We start from the raw sequence: 22,743 nt of genomic DNA, 5'->3' as shown, positions 1-22,743 counted from the left end.
ACAATCCTCGGTTTTCTTTTCGATTCTGTGGTCTAACGTTTCGGCACAAACTGCCTGAATAATTCGCGGCTCTTTAAGGGCTTGCCGCCAAGATACGGCTTGAGGGCAATCCGGGTAAAGCGTTTTGCTGCGCGCAGGGTATCCCGATCGGGAAACTCGCGCTCATACAGCGCCCGGAGCTGGCGCCCGGTAAAGGTGCTGTTGTCGATCACGACGCTGGCAATAAAGCCTTTTTCTTCGCGGTAGCGGTAGGTCATGGTGTCTTCCACTTCGTCACCGCTGCCCGCACAGTGCAGAAAATCGACCCCGTACCCAAGATGGCCCAGCAGCGCCAGTTCAAAACGCCGCAGCGCAGGCTCGGGCGTGCCGGTTGCGCCAGCCAGCGCCTGGATACAGTGCAGATAATCAAAGAAAAGTTCAGAGAAGCGAGTCTCATGTTCAAGAACGCGTGAAATGAGTTCATTGACATACAGACCGCTGTAGAGCGTGATGCCGGAGAGAGGAAGCGCCAGGGAGACGGCTTCGGCGCTGCGCAGGGTTTTAACTTCACCTCGCCCACCAAAGCGAACCAGCAGCGGCGTGAAAGGCTGTAGGGCGCCTTTCAGGTTAGAACGTTTGGAACGTGCGCCTTTGGCAACAAGGCGCACGCGGCCCGACTCTTCCGTGAAGACGTCCAGCATTAGGCTGGTTTCGCTCCAGGGACGACTATGCAGAACGAAGGCGCGCTGCCATCCTTCCATCATACTCGTCGTCTTGAGTTACTGGTCTTCGCCGTAACCGAGGCTGCGCAGAGCACGCTCATCATCGGCCCAGCCAGATTTCACTTTCACCCACAGTTCGAGGTGAACCGGCGCTTCGAACATCTCCATCATGTCCTTACGGGCTTCAATGCCGATGGTTTTGATCTTGGCGCCTTTATTGCCGATCACCATCTTCTTCTGCCCTTCACGCTCAACGAGGATCAGGCCGTTGATGTCGTAGCCGCCACGCTCGTTGCTCTGGAAACGCTCGATCTCCACCGTCACAGAATACGGCAGTTCAGCGCCCAGGAAACGCATCAGCTTTTCACGAATGATTTCAGACGCCATAAAGCGCTGAGAGCGATCGGTGATGTACTCTTCCGGGAAGTGATGAATCGCTTCCGGCAGATGTTTACGCACGATGCCCGCGATGGTGTCCACGTTCAGACCCGTCTCTGCAGACAGCGGAACGATGTCGAGGAAGTTCATCTGGCTACCGAGCCACTGCAGATGCGGCAGCAGATCGGCTTTTTCCTGCACGTTGTCCACTTTGTTGACCGCGAGGATGACCGGCGTTTTGCCGTCACGCAGCTTGTTCAGCACCATCTCGTCGTCCGGCGTCCAGCGGGTGCCTTCCACAACGAAGATCACCAGCTCCACATCGCCAATCGAGCTGCTCGCTGCCTTGTTCATCAGACGGTTGATGGCACGCTTCTCTTCCATGTGCAGGCCCGGGGTATCGACGTAGATCGCCTGATACGCGCCTTCAGTATGGATACCGACGATGCGGTGACGCGTGGTCTGCGCCTTACGCGAGGTGATAGAAATCTTCTGCCCAAGCAGATTATTCAGAAGAGTGGATTTGCCAACGTTCGGACGTCCGACGATGGCAATAAATCCGCAATAGGTCTTTTCTTCGCTCATTCCAGCTCCAGCATTTTTAACGCCTGTTCGGCGGCAGCCTGTTCAGCCTTACGACGGCTTGAACCTGTGCCCACCACCGGTTCACTCAGGCCACTGACCTGGCAATGGATGGTAAATTCCTGATCGTGCGCTTCGCCACGAACCTGCACCACCAGATAAGACGGCAGCGGCAGATGACGACCCTGCAAATATTCCTGCAGACGCGTTTTCGGATCTTTTTGTTTATCGCCCGGGCTGATTTCGTCCAGACGGGTCTGATACCAGTTAAGGATCAGCTTTTCTACGGTCTGGATATCGCTGTCCAGGAACACACCACCAATTAATGCTTCGACCGTATCGGCAAGAATAGATTCACGACGGAAGCCGCCGCTTTTCAGTTCACCCGGCCCAAGACGCAGACATTCGCCCAGTTCAAATTCGCGCGCGATTTCCGCAAGGGTATTACCCCGAACCAGCGTGGCGCGCATGCGGCTCATATCCCCTTCATCCACACGCGGGAAACGATGATAAAGCGCATTCGCAATCACGAAACTTAAAATAGAGTCGCCTAAAAACTCGAGACGCTCATTATGTTTGCTGCTGGCACTGCGGTGGGTTAATGCCTGTTGCAACAACTCCTGATGATGAAAAGTGTAGCCCAGCTTCCGTTGAAGCCGATTAATTACGATGGGGTTCATGCGATACCAATAAATGAATGCGTCAAAAATGCAGCACACGAAACCGACCTGAGAAAACCAACGCGGTTTCGTGTGCCGTGGCACCCTTGCAGGGCCAACCTTAAACTTCGGGGGAATATTCTATACACAACGACAGGGGATGTCGTTAGTTCGAAGAGATTTATCGTGGAAATAATTCACGTAGCCGCTAATTAAAGCGGCTACGCGTTCATTTATTGAGAATTAATGGATTCCGCCGATACGACTCAGTCGAACACCGGTCGGCCACTCGCCTTCCTGTTTCTCAAAACTCATCCAGATGGCGGTAGCTTTACCGACCAGATTCGCTTCCGGCACGAAGCCCCAGTAACGGCTGTCAGCTGAATTATCGCGGTTGTCACCCATCATGAAGTAATGCCCTGGCGGTACAATCCAGCTCGCGAGCTGCTGGCCCGGCTGGCGATAGTACATACCCAGCTGATCCTGCGCGATTGGCACGGTGAGGATTCGGTGCGTCACATCGCCCAGCGTCTCTTTACGCTCAACCAGACGAATGCCGTCCTCTTTGGTTTCACCTTTCGGTACCTGGAAGAATCCGCTGGTCGCTTCGCCGCCGTTACGACGAGCAAAGGTCTGCACAAAATCACTTGGCTCAACGTTTGAGTAGGTGATTGGCAGCGCGTTTTCGCATGCGGTACCGGAGCTGCAGCCCGGCTGAACGGTGACTTCTTTCGCAACCGGATCGTAAGTCACTTTATCACCCGGAAGACCTACCGCGCGCTTGATGTAGTCCAGGCGCGGATCTTCCGGATATTTGAACACCACGATGTCGCCGCGTTTCGGATGACCGGTTTCGATCAGCGTTTTCTGGTAGATAGGATCTTTAATGCCGTAGGCAAACTTCTCTACCAGAATAAAATCACCGATCAGCAGCGTTGGCATCATTGAACCTGATGGGATTTGGAACGGCTCGTAAATAAACGAACGTACCACCAGCACAATCGCCAGCACCGGAAATACCGAGGCGCCCGTTTCCAGCCAGCCCGGTTTCGGGCCGACTTTCTTCAGGGTTTTCGCGTCAATCCCATCGCCAGTGGCTGCCTGTGCGGCAGCCTGACGTTCGCGACGTTTTGGGGCGAAGATAAACTTATCCAGACACCACAGCAGACCTGTCACCAGGGTAGCAATGACCAGGATCAGGGCAAACATGTTCGCCATGCCAACTCCTTAGGGTTATTTGCCGTCTTTACCAACATGAAGGATGGCAAGGAATGCTTCCTGCGGCAGCTCGACGTTACCGACCTGCTTCATACGCTTCTTACCTTCTTTCTGCTTCTGCAGCAGCTTTTTCTTACGGCTGACGTCACCGCCATAGCACTTCGCCAGAACGTTTTTACGCAGCTGTTTCACGGTGGAACGCGCGATAATATGGTTGCCAATGGCCGCCTGAATCGCGATATCGAACTGCTGACGCGGGATCAGATCTTTCATCTTCTCAACCAGCTCGCGGCCACGGTATGGCGCATTGTCGTTGTGGGTGATCAGCGCCAGCGCATCCACACGCTCGCCGTTGATCAGCACGTCCACACGCACCATGTTGGAGGCCTGGAAGCGTTTGAAGTTGTAATCCAGTGACGCATAGCCACGGGAGGTCGACTTCAGACGGTCGAAGAAGTCGAGTACCACTTCCGCCATCGGGATTTCGTAGGTCAGCGCCACCTGGTTACCGTGGTAAACCATGTTGGTCTGCACGCCGCGCTTCTCAATACACAGCGTAATGACGTTGCCCAGGAACTCCTGCGGCAGCAGCATGTGACATTCGGCAATCGGCTCACGCAGCTCGTGAATATTGTTCAACGGCGGCAGCTTGGACGGGCTGTCGACGTAGATCACTTCTTTCGAGGTGGTTTCAACTTCATATACTACCGTCGGCGCGGTGGTGATCAGGTCCAGATCGTATTCACGCTCCAGACGCTCCTGAATGATCTCCATGTGCAGCAGACCAAGGAAGCCGCAGCGGAAGCCGAAGCCCAGCGCCGTTGAGCTTTCTGGCTCATAGAACAGGGAGGCATCGTTCAGGCTCAGCTTGCCAAGCGCATCACGGAAGTTTTCGTAGTCGTCAGAGCTGACCGGGAACAGGCCCGCGTAAACCTGCGGTTTCACCTTTTTAAAGCCTGGCAGCGCTTTATCTGCCGGGTTGCGCGCACCCGTCAGGGTATCACCCACCGGCGCGCCGAGGATGTCTTTGATGGCGCAGACCAGCCAGCCAACCTCGCCGCATGTCAGCTCGGTGCGGTCAACCTGTTTTGGCGTGAAGATACCCAGACGGTCGGCGTTGTAGACCTGTCCGGTACTCATTACCTTGATTTTGTCGCCTTTGCGCATGGTGCCGTTTTTAATACGCACCAGGGAGACAACGCCCAGATAGTTATCGAACCAGGAGTCGATAATCAGCGCCTGCAGCGGGGCATCCGGATCGCCTTCCGGGGCCGGAATATCACGCACCAGACGTTCCAGCACGTCGGTGACGCCGACACCGGTTTTCGCGGAGCAGCGCACGGCATCGGTCGCGTCAATGCCGACAATATCTTCAATCTCTTCCGCTACGCGCTCAGGATCGGCGGCTGGCAGGTCGATCTTGTTCAGAACCGGCACAACTTCGAGATCCATTTCCATCGCGGTGTAGCAGTTTGCCAGGGTCTGGGCTTCAACGCCCTGCCCGGCATCCACCACCAGCAGCGCGCCTTCACAGGCCGCGAGCGAGCGTGAAACTTCATAGGAGAAGTCAACGTGGCCTGGGGTGTCGATAAAGTTCAGTTGATAGGTTTCACCATCAGCCGCTTTGTAATCAAGCGTAACGCTCTGCGCTTTAATGGTGATACCGCGTTCGCGTTCCAGGTCCATGGAGTCCAGAACCTGGGCTTCCATTTCACGATCAGACAGGCCACCGCAAATCTGGATAATACGGTCAGACAGCGTCGACTTACCGTGGTCAATGTGAGCAATGATCGAAAAGTTACGTATGTTCTTCATATAGTTAAATAATTATGCCTTACGAATTCCTGGAGGCCGCTGTTCTTAGCCTGACGTTTTTCAGTGCGAAAACGCAGCATTCTACACTACATCCTCGCTACCTGGAAATGCACTTAGAGACTGGTATAGCGTGAAGAAAGGACGTTTTCTGTTTTAGGGTGTAAAAAAAGATAAAGCCCGATGGATCACCGGGCCTCAGAAGAAAGCGTTTCAACACGAAGCTGGTCTGGCGCCAGCCCAACGCTGAGAATGACAGGCTGCCACTCCTCGCGCGCGGCAAGCGTTGGGGAGAGACCTTTGGCAAGCCAGAATCCCCCCACGCCACCCAATGCGGCACCGCATATAGCGGCCACATCGGTACCAAACAGCATCTGAAACAGACCACCCATGATAAACAGACCGACCAGCGGAGAGAGATACACCAGCATAGCGGAGCTGAGCAGGCTGCCTTCCGCGATGCCCAGTTCCACCTTCTGCCCGGCCATCAGCGGCTGTTCGCTTGGCACTGAAATCGTGTGCGATGTTTGTGGCCCGAGCTTGTTCAGCACGCGGCTGCCACAGCCAGCGCGGGATGCACAGCTATTACATGAGGCTTTAACATCGCAGCTCACCAGCGCAATGCCGTTCTGCCATGAGACAACTGTCGCCCACTCTTTGATCATTGTGCAGCCCTGAATTTAATGCTGTCGGAAATACGCTTCGCCGTTTGCGGAGGGAGTTCTCCCACAATGGTGATCTCTGCATTATCGCGTACCGTTGTACTCACCGTACGGCGCCCGGTACGCAGCATTTGTTCAGCGCTGTTTGCCGTTGCGCGATTGATATTCACCGAGAAGCTAAACAAACCATCTGAATAGAGGCGCGATTCCACCGGCGTTTCAATCGTTGGCAGCTGACGACGGCTGCTGGACACTTCGCTAAACCCTTGTGGGATCCAGGCAGGTACCCAGTTGAAATTAACGGAATCCCCGGCAGGAACAGAAAGCAGCGGCGGCAGGCTGGCCTTAGCCAGATTCTGCATGCTGTTACCAACCTGATTGTTCACGCTGAACGAAATAACGCGGAACTGTTCCAGCGTTTCACCGTCACGGTCAAGCAGGTCTACACGCATCGGGAGTTTAGTTTCAGCGTCGATCCAGACAATATAGCTGTAGCGCGTTCCATCCCGGGCGACAACGCGGATCACCTCGCAAAGTCTGTCCGCAATACGCGTACGCCCTACCGAAATAAAATCATAGTAAGGGGCAAGCCGTTTGAAGTCGGTGTAAATGAGTGACGGCAGGGAATCAACGATATAGTCGCCATTCAGCGTGAAAGGTTCCAGGCCGGGCTCGAAATAGCTGATTTCGTTACCACGCTGGACAACTTCCCGACGCGGGCCATCCATCTGTAAAAGCTGGGCGAGCGGCTGGTTATCAAGACGGGCATGGCGATAGCGTAACGACTCGACGCCCTGCTTGTTGATGCTGATAAATGCCAACTCGTAATTGAGTGACTGGCTGGCCAGATTCATTTGCTGCAACAACGCCCCGGATGATACATCAGCCGAGGCGTTGGCAGAGAAGAACAGGCTACCCGCCATCAGAGACATGGCGAACCAAAGTTGCTTCATTACTGCGATTGCGTTCCTAAAGTTTGGTTTCCGGGCACCTGCACAGCAGCTTGCTGTGTCTGCGCCTGCTCAAACTGAAGCTGTTCAGAGTGCAGACGACGCTGCAACTCATAATCCTGCAACATCGCATTAATGCGACGGCGCTGCTCCTGAACCTGCTGTTGCTGGCCGCCGCTGGCGGAAGCATCAGCCGGTACGCCCAGGCTTACCGGGCTGGCTTTGCCCATCATCGGCAGTGTGTTAAACACTGGCGCTTCTGGCTGCTGATTAGTTTCAGACTGAGTATTATAGTGCTGGACGCCAACAATAACTGCAAGCGATACGCATGCAGCCACACCCATTTGGGTAAGCTGGCTGGCCCACGGGCGCACCTTTTGCCAGAATGGCATTTTCTGCCACTGGTGAGGTGCGGGTTGAGCTTCAGGAATCAGCGGAGTGGTCTGATGAACAGGCTCATTCTCAATCGCCGCCATGACGCGGGCTGAGATATCGAAATGGAGAACCTCGCCGGTGTCACCGCGAAGGGTGTCACGGATGAGATGGTAACTCTCCCAGGTCTCTTGCATTTCGGGAGAATGAGACAGCTCGTTGAGCAGCTCACTATCTACCGTTTCACCATCCATTAAAGCGGAAAGTTTTTCTTTCTGCATGCCTAATACCTTTTCCAGTATCCCGCTATCGTCAACGCCTGATAAGCGGTTGAACTTTATTATCAATAGCTTCTCGCGCACGGAAAATTCGTGAACGTACCGTGCCGACCGGACAATCCATGATAGCGGCTATCTCTTCATAGCTCAGACCATCAAGCTCCCGTAACGTAATTGCCATGCGTAAATCTTCCGGGAGCGACTCGATCGTGCGAAAAACGATTTGTCTCAGTTCTTCTGACAACATTAAGTTCTCAGGGTTCGAAATTTCTTTCAATGCTCCGCCACTTTCGAAGTTTTCGGCGTCAATTGCGTCCACATCACTTGAAGGCGGACGACGACCCTGAGCGACCAGATAATTCTTTGCCGTATTGACCGCAATACGGTACAGCCAGGTATAAAAAGCACTATCTCCCCGGAAAGAATCCAGCGCGCGATAGGCCTTAATAAAAGACTCTTGCACCACATCAGGCACATCGCCTGACGGTACATAGCGGGAAACCAGGCTCGCCACCTTATGCTGGTAGCGCACCACCAGTAAGTTAAAGGCTTTCTGATCTCCCTTCTGGACCCGTTCAACCAGGACCTGGTCCGTTAACTGCTCGCTCATCCGAGGTAATGTCTCCCCAAACCTAAATTCCACGCGTTATTCGAAACGCCACTCTAAAAATACCGCACTTTGAGCAAGCACAAATTAGAGTGTCTGATCTTCAATAAGTTCCGTAACGCCTTTGTTTTTGTTCATCGCGCCGCAGACTGTTCATTTTCTCTCATTATAAGTCTGTTCACGATACGCACCAGTTTCTGACAAGAAACATCTTTTTCCCGCCAGAAGAGTAACGCAACACAGGCTTTATTTCACCACAAAATCTGACGCTAACGATCTGCTTCGCAAAATAATTTCACTCATTTACCCTCCGTTTACCTCAACTTAAGAGTTTAGCCATTGCAACAGTCGCTAAAAAAATACGTGCGATATATCGCATTCGAGTGCTATTCTGACTCAACACTGTTTAGTAAATTAAACAACAATCATGAACACAACACCTGAACTCCATTGTGATGTACTGATCATCGGCAGCGGCGCTGCCGGTCTCTCTCTGGCGCTGCGCCTGGCCGAGCATCAAAACGTTATCGTTCTGAGTAAAGGGCCGATAAGCGAGGGTTCCACGTTTTATGCCCAGGGTGGCATTGCCGCGGTGTTTGATGAGACAGACAGCATTGCATCCCACGTTGAAGATACGCTGATTGCCGGGGCCGGGATCGTGGATGCACACGCCGCAGAGTTTGTCGCCAGCAATGCCCGTCATTGCGTGCAGTGGCTCATCGACCAGGGCGTCTTGTTCGATACGCAGGTTCAACCCAACGGTGAAGAGAGCTACCACCTGACGCGCGAAGGCGGCCATAGCCACCGCCGCATCCTGCACGCAGCAGATGCTACCGGAAAAGAAGTGGAAACCACGCTGGTCGGCAAAGCGCTGAAGCATCCTAATATTCGGGTTCTTGAGCGGAGTAATGCCGTTGACCTGATTATCTCTGACAAGATTGGCCTGCCCGGCACGCGTCGCGTGGTGGGCGCCTGGGTCTGGAACCGTAATAAAGAGAAGGTGGAAACCTGTCAGGCAAAGGCTGTAGTACTGGCTACGGGCGGCGCCTCAAAAGTGTATCAGTACACCACGAACCCGGACATTGCCTCCGGAGACGGTATCGCTATGGCCTGGCGCGCCGGCTGCCGGGTGGCGAATCTTGAGTTCAATCAGTTTCACCCAACCGCCCTGTTCCACCCTCAGGCGCGCAACTTCCTGTTGACGGAAGCCCTGCGCGGCGAAGGGGCCTATCTGAAACGCCCTGACGGCACCCGCTTTATGCCGGACTTTGACGCCCGTGGCGAACTGGCCCCCCGCGATATCGTTGCTCGCGCCATCGATCATGAAATGAAGCGCCTTGGCGTGGACTGCATGTATCTTGATATCAGCCATAAGCCAGCAGCGTTTATTCGCCAGCATTTTCCAATGATTTATGAAAAGCTGCTCAATCTTGGCATTGATTTAACGCGCGATCCGGTGCCGATTGTGCCAGCCGCCCACTATACCTGCGGTGGCGTAATGGTTGACGATCATGGGCGTACCGATGTGGACGGACTTTATGCTATCGGTGAGGTCAGCTATACCGGGCTTCACGGCGCGAACCGTATGGCTTCTAACTCGCTGCTTGAATGTCTGGTGTACGGCTGGTCGGCCGCAGAAGACATCACGAAGCGCATGCCCTACGCCCGTGAGACTGAGCACCTGCCAGCCTGGGATGAAAGCCGCGTGGATAACCCGGACGAGCTGGTCGTGATCCAGCATAACTGGCATGAGCTGCGGCTGTTTATGTGGGACTACGTCGGAATTGTGCGCACCACGAAACGTCTTGAACGCGCATTGCGCCGCATCACCATGCTGCAGCAGGAAATTGATGAGTATTATGCCAATTTCCGCGTATCCAATAATCTGCTGGAGCTGCGCAATCTGGTGCAGGTTGCCGAGCTGATCGTTCGCTGCGCGATGATGCGTAAAGAGAGCCGCGGGCTGCACTACACCCTGGACTACCCGAATCAGCTTGCTGAGTCCGGCCCGTCGATACTCGCCCCGCAGGTTTACATAAACAGATAAAACGCCTGGGTCAGGGCAGTGTAATCTTCGGAATAACGCTGGTCTGGCCCACGGATCACCATTCGATCGTTAAAGCATTCCCCCTCTTTCGGCGAGAGCGCCAGCAGCACGCGGTGCGGCAGTCGGCCTTCCGTATCCGAAATATCGGTACGCAGGCGTAACGTCCAGCCAATCTCCTGCGCGATACCAATGAACGTGTTGCCGGTACTCTCAGGCAGGACCACGCAGAAAAAACCTTCTTCGGAGATAAGCTCGGCCGCACTGGTGAGCAGGGCCTTGTGATCGAGGGAACCGGTATAACGCGCCTGCTCACGCTCGGGGGTACCGCACTCAACGCCGGGCTCGTAGTAAGGAGGGTTGCTGACGATCAGATCGTAACGCGCGGTTTGTTCAGGCGCCCAGGCGAGCACATCTGCGCATTCCACTTTCATGCGGGCAGCCCAGGGGGATTCGGCTACATTTTCATTCGCCTGCTCTGCCGCCTGCGCATCCAGCTCGACGGCATCGATGGTGACATGCTCTTCCGTGCGCTGCGCCAGCATTAACGCCACCAGCCCGCTGCCGGTACCGATATCAAGAATACGCTTAACACCTGCGACAGGCGCCCACGCTCCCAGTAAAATGCCGTCTGTACCGACCTTCATGGCACAGCGATCGTGAGCGACAAAAAATTGTTTGAACGTAAAACCATCGCGGCGCAGCTGCGCTTTGAGTTGAGACATGTCGGGGCAACCTTCTAAGTGAAACTGGAGTAGCATAGGGGAAAGCGAAGTGGCCGAAAAGCGATATCCATACAAACAGATGAAGATTACAGCCGTAACGTCTATAATCAGCGCCCCACACAGAGGTAGAACATGACTGTAACGACTTTTTCCGAACTTGAACTCGATGAAAGCCTGCTCAATGCACTTGAGAGCAAAGGCTTTACACGCCCGACCGCCATTCAGGCAGCGGCCATTCCGCCTGCGCTTGAGGGCCGCGATGTGCTCGGTTCTGCGCCAACCGGCACGGGGAAGACAGCAGCCTATTTGCTGCCTGTGTTGCAGCATCTGCTCGACTTTCCGCGTAAAAAATCTGGCCCGCCGCGTATTTTAATCCTGACGCCGACGCGCGAACTGGCCATGCAGGTGGCCGATCACGCGCGTGAACTCGCGGCAAATACCCATCTGGATATCGCTACCATCACCGGCGGCGTTGCGTATATGAACCACGCCGAAGTGTTCAGCGAAAACCAGGACATCGTCGTTGCGACGACGGGCCGCCTGCTGCAGTACATTAAAGAAGAGAACTTCGACTGCCGCGCGGTTGAAACGCTGATCCTCGACGAAGCCGACCGCATGCTGGACATGGGTTTTGCACAGGATATCGAGCACATTGCAGGGGAAACACGCTGGCGTAACCAGACGATGCTGTTCTCTGCCACCCTCGAAGGGGAAGCGATTAAAGACTTCGCAGAGCGTCTGCTGGAAGATCCGGTAGAAGTGTCGGCGACGCCGTCCACCCGTGAGCGTAAGAAGATCCACCAGTGGTACTACCGCGCGGACAACCTTGAGCACAAGGTCGAATTGCTCAAACACCTGCTGAAGCAGGAAGATGCGCTGCGCACAATCGTGTTTGTGCGTAAGCGCGAGCGCGTGCACGAGCTGGCAGAAATGCTGCGTAACGCCGGGATCAACAACTGCTATCTTGAAGGCGAGATGGCGCAGATCAAGCGTACCGAAGGCATTAAGCGCCTGACCGATGGCCGCGTTAACGTGCTGGTTGCCACAGACGTTGCCGCTCGCGGGATCGACATCCCTGACGTCAGCCACGTCATTAACTTCGATATGCCGCGCAGCGGCGATACCTATCTGCACCGTATTGGCCGTACCGGCCGCGCGGGCCGCAAAGGGATTGCTATCTCACTGGTCGAAGCGCATGACTACCTGCTGTTGCAGAAAATTGGCCGCTATGTTGACGAGCCGCTGAAAGCGCGCGTTATTGACGGCTTGCGCCCAACCACACGTGCGCCGAGTGAAAAAATGACGGGTAAACCGTCCAAGAAAGCGCTCGCGAAACGTGCTGAGAGAAAAGAGAAAGAAAAAGAGAAACCGCGCGTGAAGCAGCGCCACCGCGATACCAAGAATATTGGTAAGCGACGTAAGCCAAGCTCTGCCGCACCAGAGACGAAAACTGAAGAGTAATAAAAAAGCCGGGGAAATCCCCGGCTTTTTTATTCCCCCCTGCTGAAGCCGTTACAGGCTTTCAGTAAAGGTACGGGCGATGACGTCGCGCTGCTGTTCTGGAGTCAGTGAGTTAAAGCGGACCGCATAGCCGGACACGCGAATGGTCAGCTGTGGATATTTTTCTGGGTGCTCAACCGCGTCCATCAGCGTTTCGCGACGCAGTACGTTTACGTTCAGGTGCTGACCACCTTCCACACGCACTTCCGGTTTTACTTCCATTGGAATTTCACGGTATTCGATTTCGCCCAGTTTGCTCACCGGCACGATTTCATCTTCAGCAAAACCCGCTTTCGCAACGACACAGCGCGCTTCGTTTTTCTCGCTGTCCAGCAGCCAGAAAGAGTTGAGCAGATCGTCATTTGCAGCTTTAGTAATCTGGATACCTGTAATCATGTGTTGCCTCCCTTAGGCTACATTAGCTGATGTCGGCCTCTCGCGGCCAATTGGTAAAACCATTGTTTCTTGTGTGTATATATATCATTCACACCACGGTGATTTATTGATTTAAATCAACAAAAACACCAACCACATAAAGAGTGTGGTTTGAATTTATTGCTTTAGATCAATTTCACGACCTTACCAATTCAATTTTACCTGCACATTTTCAACATAAATTTAGCCACTTAGCGCGCATTTCAGCGTGTAATTTTGCTCACCGGGCTTTAGAAGGTAAGCTAGTAAGAGATTGAGATTCGCAGGAGAGCGAGATGACGACACCTTTAACCTGGCATGACGTGCTGGCAGAAGAAAAGCAGCAGCCATATTTTATCAATACGCTCAGCACCGTTGCCGCTGAGCGTCAGTCCGGACAGACGATTTACCCGCCGCAGAAAGATGTTTTCAACGCCTTTCGCTACACCGAACTGAGCGATGTGAAAGTGGTCATTCTGGGCCAGGATCCCTATCACGGCCCGGGCCAGGCGCATGGGCTGGCGTTTTCCGTACGTCCCGGCGTGGCGATCCCCCCTTCTCTGCTCAACATGTATAAAGAGCTTGAGGGAACTGTGCCCGGTTTTACCCGGCCAAACCACGGCTATCTGGAAAGCTGGGCGCGCCAGGGCGTACTGTTACTGAATACGGTGCTTACCGTACGGGCGGGCCAGGCGCACTCGCACGCCAGCCTTGGGTGGGAGACCTTTACCGATAAAGTCATCAGCCTTATCAACGAGCATCGTGAAGGGGTCGTGTTTTTACTGTGGGGTTCTCACGCGCAGAAGAAAGGGGCGATTATCGATCGTCAGCGTCATCACGTGTTGAAAGCACCGCACCCGTCACCGCTGTCTGCGCATCGCGGTTTCTTTGGCTGTAATCATTTTGTTCTGGCGAACGAATGGCTGGAAAAACGTGGCGAAACGCCAATTGACTGGATGCCCGTGCTACCGGCTGAGAGCGAGTAATAATTGAATGTGCCGGGTATGACCCGGCACATGAAGAGGCTTATGCCTTATTCTGACGCCACCACTCGGCCAGCAGTACGCCGGTCGCAACGGATACGTTCAGACTTTCCACATTGCCTGTCCCATCAATAGAGACGCTCAGATCCGCACTGGAGAGCGCCGCGTCAGACAGACCATCACGTTCCTGACCTAATACCAGCACCATTTTACGCGGCAGCGTCGCTTTAAACAGCGGCGTACCGGCATGGCTTGAAGTAGTTACGATGGAATAGCCCGCTTTACGGAACTGCTCAAGAGCATCTAGCACGCTGTCGCCGGTGATCGGCTGCACGTGCTCGGCTCCGCCTTCCGCAGTACGGATCGCGGCACCGGATTCCAGCAGTGCAGCATCCTGCAACAGCACGCCTTTCACGCCAAAGTGCGCGCAGCTACGCATCATTGCGCCCAGGTTATGCGGGTTGCCCACATCTTCCAGCGCCAGCACGCAGTCATCGGCATCCGCCTGACTGACCCACTGCTGAACGGTGGTGCCGTTACGTTTTTTGATCAGGAAGCAGACGCCGCCGTGGTGTTCAGTACCGGAGGCTTTGGTCAGCTCAGCGTCATCAACCACGTGGTAGGCTTTACGATTCGCGGCCATCCAGCGCAGGGCTTCTTTGAAGCGCGGGGTTACGCTCTGGATAAACCAGGCGCGGACGATACACTCAGGACGGCTCTGGAATAGCGCCTGGCAGGCGTTCTCACCATACACGCGGGTCTCTTCCGCACGCTGGCGGCGCAGCACTTCCGGGTCGATAAAGCTTTTACCGCTGATACCGCCGTGATCGGCTTTTTCCGGCGTCTCATCGCCAGGGGCGCGAGAAACGGTACGCCACGGGGAGGCATTATCACGTGAGAAGTCTTCCCGCGGCCGGTCATCGCGTGGACGGTCACTACGCGGGCGGTCGGAACGCGGACGGTCATCGCGTTTGCGATCGTCACGTTTGCGGTCATCACCGCGGTTATTTCTGTCATCGCGGGCGGGGCGACGGCCACCGTCAGCACGAGAAGAAGACGCCGGACGCCCGCCACCTTTTCCGGTACGCGGATTTTGGGTGCGTTTATCAGAGTCATCATCACTGCGGACATACATCACTTTGACCTTGCCGCTTTTGTTTTTCATTTCGTCGTTCATGCTTTTCTCCACCAGCGCTGCGCGAAGCGCGCAGATTACCCGATGTGCCAGCGCATAGCCATAATTTCGTACAAAAGCCTGTGACTATTGTTCTCATTGAATAAAACGCATTGTTGTTTCAAACAGGCTCATTGATAATATGTAACATATTAGAAACATTATCGGCGTTCCGCCGCTGTCCCACGGCTCTATCAGAGGTTAGTTATGAATACCGTATGTGCCAACTGTCAGGCTCTTAACCGCATTCCGGACGATCGGATGGAAGATGGTGCGAAATGCGGACGTTGCGGCCATGAATTGTTTGATGGCGACGTCATTAACGCAACGGGTGCTACGCTGGACAAACTCCTCAAGGACGATCTTCCTGTCGTGGTCGATTTCTGGGCGCCATGGTGCGGCCCTTGCCGTAGCTTCGCGCCAATCTTCGAAGATGTGGCCGAAGAGCGAAACGGAAAAATGCGGTTCGTTAAGGTCAACACTGAAGCTGAGCCCGAACTGAGCGCCCGTTTTCGCATCCGCAGCATCCCGACCATTATGATTTTTAAAAATGGTGAGGTGATCGATATGCTCAACGGTGCAGTTCCAAAAGCACCTTTTGAAAGCTGGTTAAACGAGTCGCTGTAACATTCACGGGGCACATCTTGTGCCCCGCTGCCGCCTCTGCGAAAATAGGGTTTTTCCTGCATTTCGCCCATGACTGATAACGCTGTTCTTCAACTACGCGCCGAACGCCTTGCGCGCGCCACTCGACCGTTCCTCGCCCGAGGCAACCGTATTCGCCGCTGCCAGCGCTGCCTGCTGCCGCTGAAGGTTTGCCTGTGCGAGACGCTGACTCCGAGTACGGCACAGAGCCGTTTTTGTCTGGTCATGTTCGATACCGAGCCGATGAAACCCAGCAATACGGGACGCCTTATCGCCGATATTCTCCCGGATACTGCGGCTTTTCAGTGGTCCCGAACGGAGCCACCTGAGGCCCTGCTCGACTTAGTGGCTAGCCCGGACTATCAGCCGATGGTCGTTTTCCCCGCCTCTTATGCAGGCGTGGATCGCCAGGTGCTTTCGACGCCGCCATCCGGTAAACCGCCGCTATTTATTATGCTGGACGGCACCTGGACCGAAGCGCGAAAAATGTTTCGCAAAAGCCCGTATCTCGACGCACTTCCGGTGATTTCTGTCGATCTTTCCCGCGTCTCCGCCTACCGCCTGCGTGAAGCGCATGCTGACGGACAATACTGCACCGCCGAAGTGGCCATTGCGCTTCTGGATCTGGCGGGTGATACCGCTGCGGCTGGCGCCCTGGGCAACCATTTCTCCTGTTTCCGGGAACGCTATCTGGCGGGAAAAACCGTTCATAAGGGCAGCGTCACAGCAGCCGAGGCGGAAAGCGTTTAAAATCATCAGGTCGCTTGCATTCACAGGAGGCCTGCATGAGCCAGCGAGGGTTAGAAGCGCTACTTCGTCCTAAATCCATTGCCGTCATCGGCGCATCAATGAAACCGGATCGTGCTGGCTATCTGATGATGCGCAACCTGCTGGCCGGGGGATTTAATGGCCCAGTCATGCCCGTCACACCGGCGTATAAGGCCGTTCAGGGAGTCCTTGCATGGCCTGATGTACAGAGCCTGCCTTTCGTACCGGATCTTGCCGTACTTTGTACAAACGCGAAGCGTAACCCGGAACTGCTGGAATCACTCGGCAAGAAGGGATGTAAAACCTGCATTATTCTCTCGTCTCCGCCTGAACAAAAAGCCGAGCTTCTGGCCTGCGCCAGCCGCTATCAAATGCGTATTCTTGGACCAAACAGCCTGGGTCTGCTCGCTCCCTGGCAGGGCTTAAATGCCAGTTTCTCTCCGGTTCCGATCCGCAAAGGTAAACTCGCGTTTATCTCGCAGTCGGCTGCGGTATCGAACACTATCCTCGACTGGGCGCAGCAGCGTGAAATGGGATTCTCCTACTTCATTGCCCTGGGCGACAGCCTGGATATCGACGTTGATGAGCTACTTGATTTTCTGGCACGTGACGGCAAAACCAGTGCAATCCTGCTTTATCTTGAGCACCTCAGCGACGCGCGTCGTTTTGTCTCGGCTTCTCGAAGCGCTTCGCGCAATAAGCCGATCCTGGTGATCAAAAGCGGGCGAAGCCCTGCGGCACAGCGCCTGCTGCATTCGCATTCCGGCATGGATCCCGCCTGGGACGCCGCCATCCAGCGCGCGGGGTTGCTGCGGGTGCAGGATACACACGAACTTTTTTCCGCCGTTGAGACGTTAAGCCATATGCGCCCGTTGCGCGGCGAGAAGCTAATGATCGTTAGTAACGGTGCCGCCCCTGCCGCGCTCGCTCTGGATGAGCTATGGCGGCGCTTCGGCAAGCTGGCAACGCTAAGTGAAGAGACGCTGCAGCGCCTGAAAGAAGCGCTTCCGACCAGCGTGACGCCCGGCAACCCGCTTGATTTGCGCGATGACGCCAGCAGCGACCGCTATATCAGGGCGATCTCCATTTTGCTGGATAGCCAGGATTTCGATGCGCTGATGATTATCCATTCACCCAGCGCGGTCGCGCCGGGCAGTGAAAGCGCGCGCGCGCTCATTGACGCCGTGCGCAGCCATCCGCGAGGCAAATATGTCACCCTGCTCACCAATTGGTGCGGTGAGTTTTCTTCTCAGGAGGCGCGGCGCCTGTTCAGCGAGGCCGGGCTGCCAACCTACCGCACGCCGGAAGGCACCATCACCGCGTTTATGCATATGGTGGAATATCGCCGTAACCAGAAACAGCTCCGCGAGACGCCGGCCTTGCCCGGGAATTTGACGGCCAACACCGTTGACGTTCACCGGCTGTTGCAGCAGGCCATTGAAGAAGGCGCAACGTCGCTGGATACACATGAGGTCCAGCCGATTCTGGGCAGCTACGGGATGCAAACCCTGCCGACCTGGATCGCCAGCGACAGCGCTGAGGCCGTGCATATTGCCGAGCAGATTGGCTATCCGGTTGCCCTGAAGCTACGTTCCCCGGATATCCCGCATAAGTCGGATGTGCAGGGGGTCATGTTGTACCTGCGCACGGCAACGGAGGTGCAGCAGGCAGCTGATGCCATTTTCGATCGGGTCAAAATGGCCTGGCCGCAGGCAAGAATCCACGGATTGCTGGTGCAAAGCATGGCCAACCGCGCTGGTGCTCAGGAATTACGGGTGGTGGTTGAACACGATCCCGTCTTCGGTCCGCTCATCATGCTGGGAGAAGGCGGCGTTGAGTGGCGCCCGGAAGAGCAGGCCGTGGTGGCGTTGCCGCCTCTTAACATGAATCTGGCGCGTTATCTGATCATTCAGGCGATTAAAAGTAAAAAGATCCGCGGCCGGAGTGCGCTGCGTCCGCTCGATATTGCCGGGCTAAGCCAGTTCCTGGTGCAGGTCTCTAACCTGATTGTGGATTGTGCCGAGATCCAGCGGCTGGACATTCATCCGCTGCTCGCCTCCGGCAATGAGTTTACGGCGCTGGACGTGACTCTGGATATCGCACCATTCGAAGGAGACAGAGAGAGTCGCCTGGCAATCCGCCCGTATCCCCTGCAGCTGGAGGAGTGGGTTGAGATGAAAAATGGTGAACGCGCCTTGTTCCGCCCTATTCTGCCGGAAGATGAGCCCCAGCTGCGAGCCTTTATCTCTCAGGTCACGAAAGAGGATCTTTATTATCGCTATTTTAGCGAAATCAACGAATTTACCCACGATGATTTAGCCAATATGACCCAGATCGACTACGATCGAGAAATGGCGTTTGTTGCCGTTCGTCGCTCCGATAAGGGTGATGAGATCCTCGGCGTTACGCGTGCGATTTCTGACCCGGATAACGTCGATGCGGAGTTTGCGGTGCTGGTGCGCTCCGATCTTAAAGGCCTGGGTCTGGGAAGACGGTTGCTGGAAAAACTCATCAGTTATACGCGAGATCACGGATTGTTACGCCTTAATGGCATTACTATGCCTAACAATCGCGGTATGGTGACCCTGGCGCGAAAACTTGGGTTTGACGTTGATATTCAGCTTGACGAAGGTATTGTTGCCTTGTCCCTTAGTCTGACATCAGCAAGCAAACGCGAGTAAGCTACTGGAAATGTTACCCACTTTGGACGGGACTGGTGGTATCATTGTCCGCTTATGTTGTTTGCATAGTACAGACAACCCTTCAATGAACAGAGAAGATACGCACTGTGATGTTGTCAAAATTTAAGCGTAATAAACATCAACAACACCTTGCTCAACTACCGAAGATTTCTCAGTCAGTTGATGATGTAGAGTTCTTTTACGCTCCCGCTCATTTTCGGGAGACGCTTCTGGAAAAGATTGCCAGCGCCACACGACGCATTTGCATTGTGGCACTGTATCTTGAACAGGATGAAGGCGGGCGCGCGATCCTGAACGCGCTCTATGACGCCAAACGTCAGCGCCCGGAACTTGATGTTCGCGTGCTGGTAGACTGGCATCGAGCTCAGCGTGGCCGTATTGGCGCTGCCGCGTCAAACACCAATGCTGACTGGTATTGCCGTACGGCGCAGGAAAATCCTGGCGTCGATGTGCCTGTTTATGGCGTCCCGGTTAATACCCGTGAAGCGCTCGGCGTCCTTCATTTCAAGGGATTCATCATTGATGACAGCGTGCTGTACAGCGGCGCCAGCCTCAATGATGTCTACCTTCATCAACTCGATAAATATCGCTACGACCGCTATCATCTGATCCGTAATCCGCAGATGGCCGATATCATGTTTAACTGGGTTGATAAAAATCTGGTCCATGGCCGTGGTGTTAACCGTCTTGACGATCCCGAGCGCCCTAAAAGCCCGGAAATTAAAAACGATGTTCGCGCCTTCCGCCAGGAGCTGCGTGATGCGGTCTATCATTTCCAGGGCGATGCGAACAACGAAGAGTTATCCGTTACCCCGCTGGTAGGACTCGGCAAATCAAGCCAGCTGAACAAAACGATCTTCCATCTGATGCCGTGTGCGGAGCAGAAACTCACCATCTGTACGCCGTACTTTAACCTTCCTGCCGTGCTGGTGCGTAATATCATTCAGCTGCTGCGCGACGGTAAAAAAGTGGAAATTATCGTTGGTGATAAAACGGCAAACGACTTCTTCATTCCTGAAGATCAGCCGTTCAAAATCATCGGTGCGCTGCCTTATCTCTATGAGATTAACCTGCGTCGTTTCCTGAGCCGCTTACAGTATTACGTCAACACTGACCAACTGGTTGTGCGTCTCTGGAAAGATGAAGACAATAGTTACCATCTGAAAGGCATGTGGGTCGACGATGAGTGGATGTTGCTGACCGGTAACAACCTGAACCCGCGCGCATGGCGACTGGATCTGGAAAACGCTATCCTGATCCATGACCCGCAGCATGAATTAGCCGCCCAACGTGAACGCGAGCTGGAGCTGATTCGCACCCATACGACCGTGGTGAATCACTACCGCGAACTGCAGAGCATTGCCGATTATCCGGTAAAAGTTCGCAAGCTTATTCGCCGCTTACGTCGTATCCGTATCGACCGACTTATCAGCCGTATTCTGTAATATCCAGGCCCTGTCACCCGCAGGGCTTTTTTATGGAGCCCGTTGATGCGTATTCCTCTGTTACTGAGTGTCCTTTTCCTGAGTGGCTGTAGCCATATGGCCAACGATAGCTGGTCCGGACAGGATAAAGCACAGCATTTCCTCGCTTCCGCGATGTTGTCCGCAGCCGGTAATGAATATGCCCAGCATCAGGGATACAGCCGGGACCATAGCGCGGCGATCGGGCTGATGTTCTCAGTAGGTCTTGGGGCATCAAAAGAACTGTGGGATAGCCGCCCCGCAGGGAGCGGCTGGAGCTGGAAAGATTTCGCCTGGGATGTTGCCGGCGCAACGACCGGCTACGCCGTGTGGCAGATGGCGCGCTATTAAAGTCGGATACCTTTCCCTTTGCGATGCAGCATCAGGGAAACAATAAAAGCCAGAGCCCCCATACCCGTTACGTACCAGAAGAATGTCGTTTCGCTTCCCCATGACTTAAGCGACAACGCAACGTACTCCGCCGATCCGCCAAACACCGCGTTGGCTACCGCATAAGAAAGCCCTACTCCTAACGCACGAACCTGCGCCGGGAACATCTCGGCTTTCAGTATCCCGCTGATTGAGGTATAGAAACTGACAATCACCATCGCCACCATCACCAGCGCAAAGGCGGCATACGGTGAAGAGACATGCTGAAGCGCAGTCAGAATAGGAACGGTACATAACGCCGACAGCCCGCCAAAAATCAGCATCGACGTACGTCGACCAATTTTATCCGAGAGCGCACCGACGATCGGCTGTATGAGCATAAAGACAAACAGCGCCACGGTCATGACCACGCTGGCGACGTTGGCGTGCATACCGGTTGTGTTCACCAGGTACTTTTGCATATAGGTGGTGAACGTGTAGAAACTAAGAGAGCCGCCCGCGGTGAAGCCCAGCACCATCAGGAAAGCTTTGCGGTTACGCCACAACCCTTTGAATGTTCCCGCCTCCTTCAGCATCCGGACCTCTTTCTGAGAGGTTTCATCTAACTGACGGCGTAGCCAAAGTGCAACGACCGCCAGTACTGCGCCCATTGCGAAAGGGATCCGCCATCCCCAGGCATGAAGCTGTTCGTCCGTCAGAATTTGCTGCAGGATCACCACCACAAGGATGGCCAGCAGCTGACCGCCAATCAGCGTGACGTACTGGAATGAGGCGTAAAAACCTTTACGGCCTTCCAGTGCAATCTCACTCATGTAGGTCGCACTGGTACCGTATTCACCGCCCACCGATAATCCCTGGAATAAGCGGGCCAGCAAAAGTAGCGCCGGTGCCCAGGTGCCAATCGATTCATATCCCGGTAAGCAGGCGATCACCAGCGAGCCAAAGCACATCATGCACACAGAGATCAGCATAGAGGCCTTACGCCCGCGACGATCCGCAATGCGGCCAAACAGCCAGCCCCCGATGGGTCGCATCAAGAACCCCGCGGCAAATACCCCTGCCGTTTGAAGCAGCTGCGTTGTGGTGTTGCCGGAGGGGAAGAAGATATGTGCGAAGTAGAGTGAACAGAATGAGTAGACGTAAAAGTCGAACCATTCAACCAGATTCCCTGAAGAGGCGCTGACGATTGCCCATACCCTTCTTCGGGTATCACTGTGACCCAGCGTCCCGTTTGATGTCATGCTTTCTGTCATTGTGATTATGCTCCTGCCATAAACTGCGGCGTATTGAGCCAGGAGACTCAATAACCTCGTAAATGAAATGTTATAATTTTGTTATAAATCACATTGAGACAGAGATCACACATTCCATTAGCAGGATAAGGGATTAAGAGAAAGGCCAGAGTGGGAAAACAAAAGCAAAAAACCCCGCACCTTTCGGTACGGGGTTCTTCTATTTTGATGCCTGGCAGTTCCCTACTCTCACATGGGGAGACCCCACACTACCATCGGCGCTACGGCGTTTCACTTCTGAGTTCGGCATGGGGTCAGGTGGGACCACCGCGCTAAAGCCGCCAGGCAAATTCTGTTAAATCTGTATCAGGCTGAAATTTGATTGTTCTGTCTCTTCGCCAAAACATCTTCGGCGTTGTAAGGTTAAGCCTCACGGTTCATTAGTATCGGTTAGCTCAACGCATCGCTGCGCTTACACACCCGA

21 protein-coding genes and 1 rRNA gene are annotated in these 22,743 nt (G+C 54.5%); 8 read left to right on the top strand and 14 right to left on the bottom strand.

All coding sequences use genetic code 11. From position 1 onward, the window contains the following. Nucleotides 1-32: 32 nt before the first annotated feature. From recO to rpoE, 9 genes are all read right to left on the bottom strand, one after another. Nucleotides 33-740, bottom strand: a complete 708-nt coding sequence (gene recO / locus F0319_RS04580) for a DNA repair protein RecO (RefSeq protein ID WP_149366519.1) — start codon at nt 738-740, stop codon at nt 33-35. A gap of 18 nt (nt 741-758) precedes the next feature. After that, on the bottom strand, nt 759-1,664 hold the full coding sequence (era, locus tag F0319_RS04575) for a GTPase Era (protein WP_087449597.1): 906 nt from the start codon (nt 1,662-1,664) through the stop codon (nt 759-761). Then, nucleotides 1,661-2,341, bottom strand: a complete 681-nt coding sequence (gene rnc / locus F0319_RS04570) for a ribonuclease III (RefSeq protein WP_003860711.1) — start codon at nt 2,339-2,341, stop codon at nt 1,661-1,663. The genes era and rnc overlap by 4 nt, the downstream gene beginning before the upstream one ends. A gap of 222 nt (nt 2,342-2,563) precedes the next feature. Next, nucleotides 2,564-3,538: a signal peptidase I gene (gene lepB / locus F0319_RS04565; RefSeq protein WP_024908620.1), complete on the bottom strand. Its 975-nt coding sequence runs from the start codon at nt 3,536-3,538 to the stop codon at nt 2,564-2,566. A 15-nt stretch (nt 3,539-3,553) separates the two neighbouring features. Beyond that, nucleotides 3,554-5,353, bottom strand: a complete 1,800-nt coding sequence (lepA, locus tag F0319_RS04560; RefSeq protein ID WP_023308849.1) for a translation elongation factor 4 — start codon at nt 5,351-5,353, stop codon at nt 3,554-3,556. Nucleotides 5,354-5,538: 185 nt separating this feature from the next. Continuing rightward, a complete protein-coding gene (gene rseC, locus F0319_RS04555) occupies nt 5,539-6,015 on the bottom strand; it encodes a SoxR-reducing system protein RseC (RefSeq protein ID WP_032640230.1) in 477 nt (158 codons plus the stop codon). Then, a complete protein-coding gene (gene rseB / locus F0319_RS04550) occupies nt 6,012-6,965 on the bottom strand; it encodes a sigma-E factor regulatory protein RseB (protein ID WP_023308851.1) in 954 nt (317 codons plus the stop codon). The genes rseC and rseB overlap by 4 nt, the downstream gene beginning before the upstream one ends. Further along, a complete protein-coding gene (rseA, locus tag F0319_RS04545; RefSeq protein ID WP_008502186.1) occupies nt 6,965-7,615 on the bottom strand; it encodes an anti-sigma-E factor RseA in 651 nt (216 codons plus the stop codon). The genes rseB and rseA overlap by 1 nt, the downstream gene beginning before the upstream one ends. Before the next feature lie 31 nt (nt 7,616-7,646). Further along, nucleotides 7,647-8,222 (bottom strand): RNA polymerase sigma factor RpoE, encoded by a 576-nt coding sequence (gene rpoE, locus F0319_RS04540; RefSeq protein ID WP_006176728.1) that lies wholly within the window; start codon nt 8,220-8,222, stop codon nt 7,647-7,649. A gap of 424 nt (nt 8,223-8,646) precedes the next feature. Between rpoE and nadB the strand changes: the two genes are divergently transcribed. Further along, nucleotides 8,647-10,266, top strand: coding sequence for an L-aspartate oxidase (gene nadB / locus F0319_RS04535; RefSeq protein ID WP_111965124.1), 1,620 nt, complete (start codon nt 8,647-8,649; stop codon nt 10,264-10,266). Here nadB and trmN read toward each other — a convergent pair. After that, entirely contained in the window at nt 10,251-10,988 is a 738-nt protein-coding gene (trmN, locus tag F0319_RS04530; RefSeq protein ID WP_111965123.1) for a tRNA(1)(Val) (adenine(37)-N(6))-methyltransferase TrmN, read from the bottom strand. The two genes, nadB and trmN, sit on opposite strands and share 16 nt — an antisense overlap. Before the next feature lie 132 nt (nt 10,989-11,120). Between trmN and srmB the strand changes: the two genes are divergently transcribed. After that, complete coding sequence (srmB, locus tag F0319_RS04525; RefSeq protein ID WP_023344704.1) at nt 11,121-12,449, top strand: ATP-dependent RNA helicase SrmB; 1,329 nt, start codon at nt 11,121-11,123, stop codon at nt 12,447-12,449. A gap of 51 nt (nt 12,450-12,500) precedes the next feature. Here srmB and grcA read toward each other — a convergent pair whose 3' ends face one another. Beyond that, entirely contained in the window at nt 12,501-12,884 is a 384-nt protein-coding gene (gene grcA, locus F0319_RS04520; protein ID WP_008502190.1) for an autonomous glycyl radical cofactor GrcA, read from the bottom strand. 314 nt (nt 12,885-13,198) lie between these two features. Between grcA and ung the strand changes: the two genes are divergently transcribed. Continuing rightward, nucleotides 13,199-13,888 carry a uracil-DNA glycosylase gene (ung, locus tag F0319_RS04515; RefSeq protein WP_111965122.1) on the top strand — a complete coding sequence of 230 codons (690 nt, stop codon included), beginning with the start codon at nt 13,199-13,201 and terminating at the stop codon, nt 13,886-13,888. A gap of 40 nt (nt 13,889-13,928) precedes the next feature. On the opposite strand, the gene F0319_RS04510 is transcribed toward ung, so the two are convergent. Then, on the bottom strand, nt 13,929-15,062 hold the full coding sequence (locus F0319_RS04510; protein ID WP_127731988.1) for a tRNA/rRNA methyltransferase: 1,134 nt from the start codon (nt 15,060-15,062) through the stop codon (nt 13,929-13,931). A gap of 204 nt (nt 15,063-15,266) precedes the next feature. On the opposite strand from F0319_RS04510, the gene trxC reads away from it, so the two are divergent. The 5 genes from trxC to F0319_RS04485 all read left to right on the top strand — a co-directional run bounded on the left by trxC (nt 15,267) and on the right by F0319_RS04485 (nt 20,988). Then, entirely contained in the window at nt 15,267-15,686 is a 420-nt protein-coding gene (gene trxC / locus F0319_RS04505) for a thioredoxin TrxC (protein WP_111965120.1), read from the top strand. Between the two features lie 69 nt (nt 15,687-15,755). Then, nucleotides 15,756-16,454, top strand: coding sequence for a tRNA-uridine aminocarboxypropyltransferase (gene tapT / locus F0319_RS04500; RefSeq protein WP_149366365.1), 699 nt, complete (start codon nt 15,756-15,758; stop codon nt 16,452-16,454). A 35-nt stretch (nt 16,455-16,489) separates the two neighbouring features. Next, a complete protein-coding gene (locus F0319_RS04495; protein WP_149366364.1) occupies nt 16,490-19,153 on the top strand; it encodes a bifunctional acetate--CoA ligase family protein/GNAT family N-acetyltransferase in 2,664 nt (887 codons plus the stop codon). Nucleotides 19,154-19,263: 110 nt separating this feature from the next. Beyond that, a complete protein-coding gene (gene pssA, locus F0319_RS04490; protein ID WP_115876029.1) occupies nt 19,264-20,619 on the top strand; it encodes a CDP-diacylglycerol--serine O-phosphatidyltransferase in 1,356 nt (451 codons plus the stop codon). A gap of 45 nt (nt 20,620-20,664) precedes the next feature. Then, nucleotides 20,665-20,988: a YfiM family lipoprotein gene (locus F0319_RS04485; protein ID WP_149366363.1), complete on the top strand. Its 324-nt coding sequence runs from the start codon at nt 20,665-20,667 to the stop codon at nt 20,986-20,988. Here F0319_RS04485 and F0319_RS04480 read toward each other — a convergent pair. Then, entirely contained in the window at nt 20,985-22,280 is a 1,296-nt protein-coding gene (locus tag F0319_RS04480; RefSeq protein ID WP_149366362.1) for an MFS transporter, read from the bottom strand. The genes F0319_RS04485 and F0319_RS04480 overlap by 4 nt on opposite strands. Before the next feature lie 209 nt (nt 22,281-22,489). After that, nucleotides 22,490-22,605, bottom strand: a 5S ribosomal RNA gene (rrf, locus tag F0319_RS04475). Between the last annotated feature and the right edge of the window lie 138 nt (nt 22,606-22,743).

It is taken from the genome of Enterobacter vonholyi (genome assembly GCF_008364555.1).
Taxonomy (GTDB): Bacteria; Pseudomonadota; Gammaproteobacteria; order Enterobacterales; family Enterobacteriaceae; genus Enterobacter; species Enterobacter vonholyi.
Note: the sequence above shows the minus strand (reverse complement) of the source record. Positions and strands in the feature narration are given on the sequence as shown.